The following is a 12,283-nucleotide window of genomic DNA, read 5'->3' on the forward strand; positions in this document are numbered from 1 at the left end:
TTGTCCACCGACCGATCCACCTGACGCCATCGTATTGCATGCCTGATTCCTCTGAATTTTCCGCCGCCGGTGCCACCAGCGTTGCCGCTAAAGCCGCCATCGAAGTTGTCCGATTGTCCAAACGCGTCGCCGACGCCGCCGCTCCGGCCACCGCCGTGACCAAGGTCGGCGAGCTGGCGATTTTGCGCGACGTCAATTTTAACGTGCAGGCGGGAACGACGCTGGCGATTGTGGGCGCCTCGGGTTCGGGCAAGTCGACCCTGCTCGGTTTGCTGGCCGGACTGGACACGCCATCGGAGGGCACGGTCAGGATCGACGGCGTCGATATCTTCGCCCTCGACGAAGACGGTCGCGCGGCGCTGCGCAAGCACAAGCTGGGTTTCGTCTTCCAGTCGTTCCAGTTGCTGGGACATCTGAACGCCGTGGAAAACGTCATGCTGCCGTTGGAATTGCGCGGCGACGCCCAGGCCCGTGTCAAGGCGGAGAGCATGCTGGCGCGCGTCGGTCTGGCCAGCCGCCTCAAGCATTACCCCAAATATCTCTCCGGCGGCGAACAGCAACGCGTGGCGCTGGCGCGCGCCTTCGTCACCCAACCGCCCTTGCTGCTGGCCGACGAACCCACCGGCAGCCTCGACGCCACCACCGGCGAGGCAGTCATCCAGCTGATGTTTGAATTGAATCAGGAGCACGGCTCCACGCTGGTGTTGGTCACGCATGATCCATCCATCGCGGCGCGTTGTGTCCGCACCATCACGATTGCTGCGGGGCGTCTCGTTTAAGTTCGCTTGAAGATATTCAGGCAGGCTTCCGTATCGCTTTGCGTAGAGGATGGGCGCGCCTGTGCTCGACCCACGCAATGCCCATGCCGCTGGCGCAGATGACGGCGATGCCAAGAAGGGTGATGCCGTCCGGAAACTGGTCGAACACCAGCCAACCCATGGTGGTGGCCGAAATGATCTGCGTGTAGGCGAACGGCGTCAGCACCGACGCTTCGGCATGCCTGTAAGCCGTGTTCATGCAGAGATGGCCGATGGTGCTGGTGATGCCGGTGGAAGCCAGGATCATCCATTCGGTCGCGTCCGGCGTGTGCGGCGACCAGAAGAACGGCACCATCAGGCTGCTCAGGACCATGCCCACCAGTCCGCCGTAGAACAAGGTCACCATCGGATCGTCTGCACGGTTGGCCTTGCGATTGAGGATGGACACGGCGGCATAGGTCGCGGCCGACAGCAGGCCCAGCACCACGCCATGCGCGGGGATGTCGCCGCCGGGGCGGATCACGATCAGCATGCCGGCGAACCCTACCGCCACGGCGATCCAGCGCGAGATGTAGGTGGTTTCCCCCAGGAGCCAGGGCGATACGGCCAGCACGATCAGCGGCGCGCAAAAATTCATCGCCGTGCCTTCGGCCAGCGGGACGATCTTCAATACCGAGAAAAACATCAGCGTCGACAGCAGCAAGGCCACGGCGCGAATGAACTGCAGGCGCGGTTTGTTTGAATGCAGGATGCTGCGCCCGTGACGCCGTTTGTAGAGCGGCATGAGCGTCGCCGCCATGAAGATCGTATTGATGGTGTAGCGCATCCAGGCAATCATCACCACGTGGTAGCCGGCCATGCCGAGCAGTTTTCCTGCGGTATCCAGCAAGGACAATGTCCATAAACCAGAAATCAGAAAGAAAATGCCCAGCCAGAGTTGCGGATTAGCGGGCATGGTCTCGGATGATCTGGTTCAAGAGTGCGCGAACGGCGGGAACCACTTCACTGGCGGTCAGGCCGACCGGACCGACGCCGAGTTCGACCAGTTGATCGGCCGCCTTGCCATGCATCCAGACCGCCGCCAGCGCCGCTTGCGTGGCCGGCCAGCCCTGTGCCAGCAAGGCGCCGCACAGACCCGACAGGACGTCGCCGGTGCCCGCGGTGGAGAGCGCCGGATTGCCGGTGGTATTGACCACGATCTCGCCGTCCGGGAAAGCGATGACGGTGCCGGCGCCCTTGAGGATGGCGATGCTTTTGAAATGGCGCGCCAGCAAACGTGCCGCCTGCGGCCGGTCCTGCTGGATTTCGGCGGTGGTGGCGTCGAGCAGCCGGGCGGCTTCCAGCGGATGCGGCGTAATGATGCTGGTGTGCTGGGCGCGGTCCTGCAACTTGTGCTGCAAGCCGGGTTCGGCGGCGATCAGGTTGAGCGCATCGGCGTCGACCACGATGCGGCCTTGTGCATCCAGCGCGCGCGACAATACGTCGTGGGCGTGGCGCGAGGTGCCCAGGCCCGGGCCGACGACGATCGTGGCGGTAGCGAACTCGACGCGGTCGGCCTGGCGCATCATCAGTTCGGGATGGACGCTGTCATATGCCGGCGCGTCGTCGACAAAGGCAATGAAGACGCGCCCGCTGCCGGCATGCGCCGCCATGCGTGCCGCCAGCACCGGCGCGCCGCCCATGCCGTGGGCGCCGCCGACGACGATGACGTCGCCGTAGCTGCCTTTGTGCGTGTTGCCGGCCCGCGGTTTGAGGGCGGAGCTGAACAGCGACAGTTCGTTCAGGCGCGCATGCGGCGTGACGAAGCAGGTTTCCTCAATGTCAAGCGACTCGAGGCAGATGCTGCCGCTGAAGTCCTGACCGTCGCAGGTGTGCATGCCGGGCTTGTCGCCGATGAAGCTCAGGGTATGCGTGGCGCGCACGGCAACGCAGCCGGCGCCGCCGATCACGCTGCCGGTGTCGGCATGCAGGCCGCTGGCGATGTCGATGGACAGCACCGGGCAACGCAAGGTATTCACATAGTCGACGCAGGCGCGCAGTTTGCCGACGATGGGACGCGTCTGGCCGATGCCGAACAGACCGTCGACGACCAGCGTCCAGCCCTGCGACGTCAGATGGCCGGGATCGGCGATATCGAGAAATTCCGCTTCGGATTCGCGCGCCCGTTGCAGCGCGCGGCGGGCATCTTCCGGTTGTTTTGCCTCGTCGGCATGCAAGGCGACGGCAACGTGCAGATCGAACTGCGACAGATAGTGCGCGGCTTCCAGCGCGTCGCCGCCGTTGTTGCCGGGACCTGCCAGAATCAGGATGTGCACTTCGTCTTCGCCGGCCACCAGGCTCAGCGCATGCCGGGCGCAGGCTTCGCCGGCGCGTTGCATCAGGGTGTAGGGGGGCAGGCCTGCCTTGGCGGCATTTTCGATCTGGCGAATTTCAGCAATCGAATAAAGCGCACTCATGGTCGATGCGGCCCGGTAAGGTCAAAAAGAGGGAACGGAGGGAATGAAAGAATGCTGCAGGCGCAACCATTCTAAGTCAATTGAAAAAAATCCGCAGAGATGAAAAGAGCAGGACCGGGACAGGCGCGGAACCAGTGTTCCGCGGCAAGAGCGACCGCGCCGTCAGCCGGCGCATCCGCTCTTGCTGCCGGCTAGGACGTTGCCGTCGGCAGGAGCAGGCCGTCGCTGTCGATCTCGGGCTCGCGTCCGGCCATGGCGTCGGCCAGCAATTTGGCCGAGCCGACTGCCGTCGACCAGCCGTGTGCGCCGTACCCGGTGTTGATGAAGATATTGCCGTGCGTGGTGCCGCCGACCAGCGGCATGCCGTTGGGCTGCAATGCGAACGTGCTGCTCCAGAAACTGGCCGTATTGAAATTGGCCGCATTCGGGTAGTAGTCGTTGGCGACCTTGAGCAGGCTGCTGATGGCCTTGGCGTGCGGCTGGTCGGTCCTGGGCAGGAAGCCGAGCAGGCCCGATACGCGGATGCGGTTGCCCACGCGCGCAATGGCAACCTTGTAGGTTTCGTCGAACAATGTCGTGTTGGGCGCTTCGTCGAGATTCTTGACGGCGGCCATGGCGTTGTAGCTTTGGATCGGACAGAGCGGCAAGGACATGCCCAACGGCTTGAGCAGGGACATGTTCTGCATGCCAGCTGCCAGCACCACGCCGTCGACCGTCAGGGGGCTGCTGTCGCTGCCGTTTTCGCCTGCAACATCGATCGAGACGCGGCCGCCAAGTTCCGGGCGGATCGCTTTGACGGATTGCGAAAAATGGAATTGCACGCCGAGCGATTGCGCGATGGCGCGCAACTGTTTGACGAACAGGACGCAATTGCCTGCCGCATCTTTCGGGTAATACAGCGCGCCGGCGATCGGCGTTGCCGACTGGAAGGCCGGCTCCACCTGGCGGATCGCATCCTGTCCCTTGAGATTGAGTCGCGGCAGTTCGAACTGCCTGAGGCTGTCCTCGATGGCGGCGCAACGATCCGCATCGGCTTGCTGGCGAAACAGATGCAGCAGGCCCTGGCTGTTTTCCTGCTCCAGCGCGTACTGGTCCTGGATATATTGGGTGAGCATCTGGCCGTAGGCGGACAATCGCGTCAGGCGTTGCTTGTTGAGCGAAAAGTAATCCTGGTACTCGCGCCGCGATTTGCGTACCCAGCGCCAGCGCGCCGGATGGAAACCGGATTTGACGAGGATGGGCGGATCGTTCTTGAACAGGTTGGACAGGGCCGTCCTGGCGATGCCCGGCAACACCAGTGGTTGCACCACGCACGGCGCCAGCAGGCCGGAGTTGCCGAAGGTCGCCTCTTCGGCAACATTGGCGCGGCGCTCCAGAACGGCAACTTCGAAGCCGGCGCGCGCCAGGAAATAAGCGGTGGTTACTCCAGACAGGCCACCGCCGACAACTGCAATTTGTTTCAGCGTTTTATTTTGCGTCACTATATCGTCACTAATTTTATCGAAACTGAAAGGTCGCTCCCCATGCAGACCTGTTTTGGCGGGCACTGTGGATGTTGCCTCGGTAATGCGGCCTGAATGATACCAAATCGGCATGGCCGCAGTGCGCAAAGGCCGTTTTTTTGTCATCGGCTTCGGCCGATGATGCAGAAAACGCAGCGATAAATGGCAAAAAGATAAAAATGAAGAAAAGATAAATAAGCCTTGTCATCAATCTTCGCATTTTTTTGATTGTTGTCGGGAAGGTGGAAAATTCCGCCGCGGCGCCGGAACTTGAAAATCGAAAATTCCTCTCAAGAAGGCCTGTTATTCCATGGGGGAATTGGCTACAGTGCGGTGTGCCGGAATATCCGGTCTTTCCGTTTTCGTTCTGACCGCTCTGACACCCTGAAGCAGGCGTTCCACATCAATTCTTATAAAGGTGAACTTATGACAATGTCCAAACGTTTTGCTGCATTCTTCTTCGCTCTGTTCATGCTGGCCCTGGCCGGTTGCGCGTCGACCCCTCAGCAAGCCAGCACCGGGCAGATCATTGACGATACCGTGATCACCACCAAGGTGAAGGCGGCGATTTTCGAAGAGCCGACGCTGAAGACGCTGGAAATCAGCGTGGAAACCTACAAGGGCATCGTGCAATTGAGCGGTTTCGTCAATGCCAGCGCCACTTCCCTCAAGGCTGCCGAGGTCGCGCGCAAGGTGGAGGGCGTCAAAGGCGTCAAGAACAGCCTCGTCGTGAAATAAGTATCGGCTTCTTCACGCCATCGGCCCGGATCGACCGCAAGTTGATCCGGGCCGATTTTATTTCTGCGGCATGGTCGCGTTCTCATTTTCCAGCGCATCGAAACGGCTGCGCAGAAAACCCAGCAAGGCCCTCACCGTGGGAGACGCGCTGTTGCGATGCGGATAGACCGCATTGAGCGGAATCTCTTCGCGGCAATAGTCGTCCAGCACCGTCGTCAACCGTCCCGCGCGCACGTCTTCGCGCACGTCGATCCAGGATTTGTAGGCAATCCCGGCGCCGGCCACGGCCCACTGGCGCGCGATGGATGCATCGTCGGTCATGCGGTCGCCTTGCACCTTGACGTCGATGCGCTGTTTGCCGTTCTGAAAACTCCATTGATTGAACAAGCCTTGCTTGAGGTAAAACAGCAGGCAATTGTGATCGTGCAAATCCACCGGTGCGGCAGGCGTGCCGCGTCGCTCCAGATAAACCGGCGAGGCCACCAGCACGCGCCGGCCGACGGCCAGTTGTTGCGACACCAGGGTCGAATCGCTGAGCTTGCCCGAACGGATCGCGACATCGACGGCATCGCGGAACAGGTCGGCCATGCGATCCGAAAACTGCATGGTGAACTTGACGTCGGGATGTTGCGTCTGAAAATCGTTGAGCCACGGGAGCAGGACGTTGCGTCCGATGTCCGACGGCATCGACAAGCGGATGTGCCCCTGGATGGCGTCCTTGCTGCTGCTGAGCAGGGATTCGCCTTCTTGCAGCAGCGCCAGGGCGTCGCGGCAATATTCCAGAAAAATTTCCCCTTCCGGCGTGAGCCGCATGCTGCGCGTGGAGCGCGCGAACAGCCGGGTATTGAGCCGCTGCTCGACGCGTTTCAGGCTGGCGCTGGCAGTGGCCGGGAGGATGCCGAGAAGGCGCGCCGCCTGCGACAGGCTGCCGGTGTCGGCGGTGTGGATCAGCAATTGCAGGTCGGTGATGGCGTACATGGATGTCGGCAGTGGCTATTTTCAAATCTGATTTGTAAGTAATTCAATTTTAAGTCTATTTATCTGTTTTTGCATGGCTGTAATAATGCCTCATCTCCCGGACATTCCCGGGTGCATGAACCTAAGGAGAAAGACCATGAAAGCCGTCGCCGTAAAGCGTTACCTGCCCATCGACAACCCCGAATCCCTGCTCGACGTGGACTTGCCGCGTCCGACGCCGCAAGGCCGCGACCTGCTGGTGGCCGTCAAGGCCATCGCCGTGAACCCGGTCGACACCAAGGTACGCGCGCCCAAGGACACGGTCGAAGACACGCCGCGCGTGCTCGGCTGGGATGCCGCCGGCATTGTGGAAGCGGTCGGGGCGGACGTGAGCGGCTTCAAGGTCGGCGACAAGGTGTTCTATGCCGGCGACATCACGCGTCCCGGCAGCAACAGCGAATTCCAACTGGTCGACGAGCGCATCGTCGGCCATGCGCCGGCGTCGCTGGCGATGGAGGAGGCCGCAGCCTTGCCGCTGACGGCGATTACCGCGTGGGAAGCCTTGTTCGAACGTCTGCGCGTGTCGCGCAAAGCCGCTTCCGGCAAGGCGTCCAGCATTCTCATCATCGGCGGCGCAGGCGGCGTGGGCTCGATTGCCATCCAACTGGCGGCCAAGGTGGTCGGTCTGAACGTGATCGCCACGGCTTCGCGTCCGGAATCGGAAAAATGGGTGCGCGAACTGGGCGCGCAGCAGGTCATCAACCACTTCGGCGACATGCCGGCGCAATTGAAGGCGCTGGGCGTCGAGCAAGTGGAGCACGTCTTGATCCTCAACGACACCGACAAGCATTTCCCGGCGGCTGCCCAGATCGTCGCGCCGCAAGGCACGATTGCCACCATCGTCGAAAACAATGGTCCGCTCGATGTTTCCCTGTTGAAAGCCAAGAGTGCCGGTTTCTTCTGGGAATTCATGTTCACGCGCTCGATGTTCCAGACGCCGGACATGGCCGAGCAGGGCAAGCTGCTGGACGAGATATCTCATCTGATCGACCAGGGCGTGATCAAGACTACCGTCAGCAAGGTGTTGTCGCCGATCAATGCGGCCAACCTGCGCCAGGCGCATGCCGATCTGGAAGGCGGTCGCGTCATCGGCAAGATTGTCCTGAAAGACTTTTAAGCGCCTGATCGCCAGATGCCGCCATTCCGGGGCGCTTTCCCGCCGGAATGGCGGTTTTCATGGGCTGGAACAGGGTGGGCAAGGTATAATTCGGGTTTTCGTATAAGCACTACGCTACGGAATGCACATTCAGTAGCGCCACGACTCAATACGACTCGATTCCACCGCCAAATCCTGACTTTCCGCCATGCTGATCCTGCCGGGCTCCAATGCCCTTTCCGCCTTCCGCACTCAACGTCTCTTGTCCCAACTGCAATCCGTCGATGCCGCCATTACCGGCGTGACCGGACGCTACATCCACTTCATCGACGCCGTCGGCGAAGTCTCGCAGGACGACAAGGCGCGCCTCGACGGCTTGCTGACATACGGAGAACCGTTCTCCGGCACGGCCGAGGGCGACGAATTCGTCGTGATCCCGCGTTTCGGCACGATTTCTCCATGGGCCAGCAAGGCCACCGACATCGCCCACAACTGCGGCATGGCGCACATCCATCGCATCGAGCGCGGCATTGCGTATCACGTCCAGGTCAAGACCGGCTTGCTGGGCGGCGCCAAGAAACTCAACGAAGCCAGCCTGATGGCGGTTGCCGCATTGCTGCACGACCGCATGACCGACATGGTCCTGCGCACGCCGCAGGAAGCGGCAGGACTGTTCAGCGAGCTGCAAGCCAAGCCGCTGGAATTCATCGACCTGCTGAAAGGCGGCAAGGCGGCTTTGGAAAACGCCAACACCGAACTCGGCCTGGCCCTGTCGGACGATGAAATCGACTATCTGGTCGATGCCTTCACCCGCGCCCAGCGCAATCCCACCGACGTCGAACTGATGATGTTCGCGCAGGCCAACAGCGAACACTGCCGCCACAAGATTTTCAACGCCGACTGGACCATCGACGGCGAGAAGCAAGGCAAGTCGCTGTTCGGCATGATCCGCAACACCCACGAACTGCATCCGGAAGGCACCGTGGTCGCCTACAGCGACAATTCTTCCGTGATCGAAGGCGCCAACATTTCGCGCTTCTACCAGCGTGGTGCGGCCAAGGGCAACGTCTACGAAGCATCGGACGAACTGACCCACATCCTGATGAAGGTCGAGACGCATAATCACCCGACCGCGATTTCGCCATTCCCGGGTGCTTCCACCGGCGCCGGCGGCGAAATCCGCGATGAAGGCGCAACCGGCCGCGGTGCCAAGCCGAAGGCGGGCCTGACCGGCTTCACCGTCTCCAACCTGATGGTCACGCACGCCGTGCAACCATGGGAAAACGCCCGCGACGTTGCGCAAGCGCCGGCGCAGCGCGATGCCCTGGCGCAGGCCGGCATCTACGGCAAGCCCGACCGCATCGCTTCGCCCTTGCAGATCATGATCGACGGTCCGCTTGGCGGCGCTGCGTTCAACAACGAATTCGGCCGTCCCAACCTGGGCGGCTATTTCCGCACCTACGAACAAAACGTCGGCGGCAACGTGCAGGGCTACCACAAGCCCATCATGATCGCCGGCGGCATCGGCAACATCAACGCCAAGCACACCAAGAAGAACGACCTGCCGGTCGGCAGCCTGCTGATCCAGCTGGGCGGCCCGGGCATGCGCATCGGCATGGGCGGCAGCGCCGCATCGTCGATGGCCACCGGCGCCAACACCGCCGACCTGGACTTCGACTCCGTGCAACGCGGCAATCCGGAAATGGAACGCCGCGCGCAGGAAGTCATCAACGCCTGCTGGACCATGGGCGACGACAATCCCATCCTGTCGATCCACGACGTCGGCGCCGGCGGTCTGTCGAACGCTTTCCCGGAAATCACCAACGACGCCAAGCGCGGCGCGATTTTCGACCTGCGCAAGATCCCGCTGGAAGAGAGCGGCCTGGCGCCGAAGGAAATCTGGAGCAATGAATCGCAGGAACGTTATGTACTGGCGATCGCGCCGGAACAACTGCCGCTGTTCCGCTACCTGTGCGAGCGCGAGCGCTGCCTGTTCGCCGTGGTCGGCACCGCGACGGAAGAGCGCCAGCTGAAGCTGGTCGATCCGGAGCAAAACAACAATCCGGTCGACATGCCGATGGATGTCTTGCTGGGCAAGCCGCCGAAGATGCACCGCGACGTCAAGCACGTTGCGGTTGAATTGCCGCCGGTCGACCTGACCGGCATGGATTTGGTTGAGGTCTCGCATCGCGTGTTGCGTCTGCCGACCGTGGCCGACAAATCCTTCCTGATCACCATTGGCGACCGCAGCGTCGGCGCGATGACCGTGCGCGACCAGATGGTCGGTCCTTGGCAGGTGCCGGTTGCCGACTGCGCCGTCACCGCCATGAGCCTGGAAGGCTATCTCGGTGAAGCGATGGCAATGGGTGAGCGCACGCCGCTGGCGGTGATCGACGCCGCCGCCTCGGGCCGCATGGCGGTCGGCGAAGCGATCACCAATATCGCCGCCGCTGCGATCGACAAGATTTCCGACATCAAGCTGTCGGCCAACTGGATGGCGGCCTGTGGCCAGCCCGGCCAGGACGCCGCGCTGTTCGACACGGTCAAGGCCATCGGTATGGAATTGTGCCCGGCGCTGGGCGTGTCGATTCCGGTCGGCAAGGACTCGCTGTCGATGCGCACCACCTGGAAAGACGATGGCGCCGCCAAGTCCGTGACGTCGCCGGTATCGCTGATCGTGTCTTCGTTCGCGCCGGTGCAGGACGTGCGCCGCACGCTGACGCCGCAGATCCGTACTGATCTGGGCGACACCGTATTGATCGCCATCGACCTCGGCCGCGGCAAGAACCGCATGGGCGCGTCCGCGCTCACGCAGGTCATGCAACAGATCGGCAATGAAACGCCGGACGTCGACAGCGCCGAAGACCTCAAGGGCTTCTTCGCCGCGATCCAGCAGTTGAACAAGGAAGGCCGGTTGCTGGCTTACCACGACCGTTCCGACGGCGGCCTGTTCGCCACGCTGGCGGAAATGGCGTTTGCCGGTCGCAGTGGTTTGTCGATCAACCTCGACATCCTGACCATGGAAGGCGAGCACGCTTCCGACTGGGGCGACTCCAAGAACTGGGCGTCGCAAGTCGGCGAGCGCCGCAACGAAATGACGCTGCGCGCGCTGTTCAGCGAAGAGCTGGGCGCCGTGATCCAGGTGCGCGCCGAGCAGAAGTCGGAAGTCATGAACGTGCTGCGTGCCTATAACCTGGGCGCCTGCAGCCACATCATCGGCAAGCCGAACAATCGCGACGTGATCGAGTTCATGCGCGACGCCAAGAATATCTACAGCCAGCCGCGCAGCGCGCTGCATCGCCTGTGGAGCGAAACCAGCTGGCGCATCGCGCGCTTGCGCGACAACCCGGCCTGCGCCGATGCCGAGTACGAACGCCTGCTGGATGTCGCCGATCCCGGCATGACGCCGAAGCTGACTTTCGATCCGCAGGAAGACATCGCCGCGCCGTTCATCAACACCGGCGCGCGTCCGCGCGTGGCGATCCTGCGCGAGCAGGGCGTCAATTCGCACATCGAAACAGCCTACGTGATGCACAAGTCCGGCTTCGAATCGGTCGACGTGCACATGAGCGACCTGATTGCCGGCCGCGCCAGGCTGGGCGACTTTACCGGCCTGATCGCCGTCGGCGGCTTCTCCTACGGCGACGTGCTGGGCGCGGGCGAGGGCTGGGCCAAGACGATTCTGTTCAACGCCCAACTGGCGGAGCAGTTCTCGCAGTTCTTCCAGCGTCAGGACACCTTCTCGCTGGGTATCTGCAACGGTTGCCAGATGATGAGCAACCTCAAGTCCATCATTCCGGGCGCCGAAGCCTGGCCGAAGTTTACGCGCAACAAATCGGAGCAGTTCGAAGCGCGTTTCTCGATGGTGGAAGTGCAGGAGTCGCCGTCGATCTTCCTGCAAGGCATGGCCGGCACGCAGACGCCGATCGCAGTCGCGCACGGCGAAGGTTTTGCCGACTTCTCGCTGACCGGCGACGCCAACAAGGCGTTGGTGGCGATGCGTTTCATCGACAACAAGGGGGCGGTGACGGAGTCCTATCCCTACAACCCGAACGGTTCGCCGCAAGGCATCACTTCGGTGACCACGCCGGACGGCCGTTTCAACGTGCTGATGCCGCACGCCGAACGCGTGTTCCGCACCGTGACGCAATCGTGGCATCCGGATGCGTGGGGCGAGGATTCGCCATGGATGCGCATGTTCCGTAACGCGCGCAAATGGGTCGGATAAAACATCGCTGCATGTTGTCGCCCTCAGGAACGAAAAGGCACTCTTCGGAGTGCCTTTTTTATTGCGTGCAGTTTGCCGGCGCTGTCCGGCTTAGCTGATTTGCAAAGTCTGGCGTTGGCGCACGTGGCGTACCAGAATGAGCAAGCCATGCGCAATCGCGGAAAATATTCCCGCGGTCACGAGCCAGACGCCAATGGCGAATTCCGGAGGCATCCCGGGCGCACGCGCGGTCGTGAATTGATCGCTGTACAGCGCGATGAGCATGCCGACCCAGATCAGGGTCGAGTAGAGTCGCCAGAGCCAGCTTTTGGTCTTGCTGTGAAAAGCTTGCCAGGTAGAGAGGGTGGCAGAAAAAAGCAGTAAGCACAGACATGTGCCGATGATGAACAATTCCATCGAAGACCAGTTGTTGGGATTCATTGATGCATTTCCGAAGTCATGAAGAGATGCTGTGACTCAGTGAAATGCAGCTGGTTTCGTGCGTGTTA

9 protein-coding genes are annotated in these 12,283 nt (G+C 61.8%); 4 read left to right on the top strand and 5 right to left on the bottom strand.

The genetic code is table 11. The features are described from left to right. Nucleotides 1-38 precede the first annotated feature (38 nt). Entirely contained in the window at nucleotides 39-779 is a 741-nt protein-coding gene (locus tag PMI16_RS00115; RefSeq protein ID WP_007875183.1) for an ABC transporter ATP-binding protein, read from the top strand. Between the two features lie 16 nt (nucleotides 780-795). Here PMI16_RS00115 and PMI16_RS00120 read toward each other — a convergent pair whose 3' ends face one another. The 3 genes from PMI16_RS00120 to PMI16_RS00130 form a co-directional block, all read right to left on the bottom strand. Then, on the bottom strand, nucleotides 796-1,713 hold the full coding sequence (locus PMI16_RS00120) for a DMT family transporter (RefSeq protein WP_007875184.1): 918 nt from the start codon (nucleotides 1,711-1,713) through the stop codon (nucleotides 796-798). Then, nucleotides 1,703-3,214 (bottom strand): bifunctional ADP-dependent NAD(P)H-hydrate dehydratase/NAD(P)H-hydrate epimerase, encoded by a 1,512-nt coding sequence (locus PMI16_RS00125; protein ID WP_007875186.1) that lies wholly within the window; start codon nucleotides 3,212-3,214, stop codon nucleotides 1,703-1,705. Before PMI16_RS00125 ends, PMI16_RS00120 begins: the two co-directional genes overlap by 11 nt. Nucleotides 3,215-3,405: 191 nt before the next feature. After that, the gene (locus tag PMI16_RS00130) at nucleotides 3,406-4,809 is read right to left on the bottom strand and encodes an FAD-dependent oxidoreductase (RefSeq protein ID WP_157212479.1); all 1,404 of its coding nucleotides are present in this window, start codon (nucleotides 4,807-4,809) and stop codon (nucleotides 3,406-3,408) included. A 333-nt stretch (nucleotides 4,810-5,142) separates the two neighbouring features. Between PMI16_RS00130 and PMI16_RS00135 the strand changes: the two genes are divergently transcribed. Then, nucleotides 5,143-5,454 carry a BON domain-containing protein gene (locus PMI16_RS00135; RefSeq protein WP_007875188.1) on the top strand — a complete coding sequence of 104 codons (312 nt, stop codon included), beginning with the start codon at nucleotides 5,143-5,145 and terminating at the stop codon, nucleotides 5,452-5,454. Nucleotides 5,455-5,511: 57 nt separating this feature from the next. On the opposite strand, the gene PMI16_RS00140 is transcribed toward PMI16_RS00135, so the two are convergent. Further along, nucleotides 5,512-6,432, bottom strand: coding sequence for a LysR family transcriptional regulator (locus PMI16_RS00140; protein WP_007875189.1), 921 nt, complete (start codon nucleotides 6,430-6,432; stop codon nucleotides 5,512-5,514). 136 nt (nucleotides 6,433-6,568) lie between these two features. On the opposite strand from PMI16_RS00140, the gene PMI16_RS00145 reads away from it, so the two are divergent. Together PMI16_RS00145 and purL are read left to right on the top strand one after the other, a co-directional pair. Then, entirely contained in the window at nucleotides 6,569-7,588 is a 1,020-nt protein-coding gene (locus tag PMI16_RS00145; RefSeq protein WP_007875190.1) for a zinc-binding alcohol dehydrogenase family protein, read from the top strand. A 187-nt stretch (nucleotides 7,589-7,775) separates the two neighbouring features. Beyond that, nucleotides 7,776-11,795: a phosphoribosylformylglycinamidine synthase gene (gene purL / locus PMI16_RS00150; protein WP_007875191.1), complete on the top strand. Its 4,020-nt coding sequence runs from the start codon at nucleotides 7,776-7,778 to the stop codon at nucleotides 11,793-11,795. A gap of 90 nt (nucleotides 11,796-11,885) precedes the next feature. Here purL and PMI16_RS00155 read toward each other — a convergent pair whose 3' ends face one another. Next, a complete protein-coding gene (locus PMI16_RS00155) occupies nucleotides 11,886-12,215 on the bottom strand; it encodes a hypothetical protein (protein ID WP_007875192.1) in 330 nt (109 codons plus the stop codon). Between the last annotated feature and the right edge of the window lie 68 nt (nucleotides 12,216-12,283).

It is taken from the genome of Herbaspirillum sp. CF444 (assembly GCF_000282135.1).
In the GTDB taxonomy this organism is placed as follows: domain Bacteria; phylum Pseudomonadota; class Gammaproteobacteria; order Burkholderiales; family Burkholderiaceae_D; genus Herbaspirillum.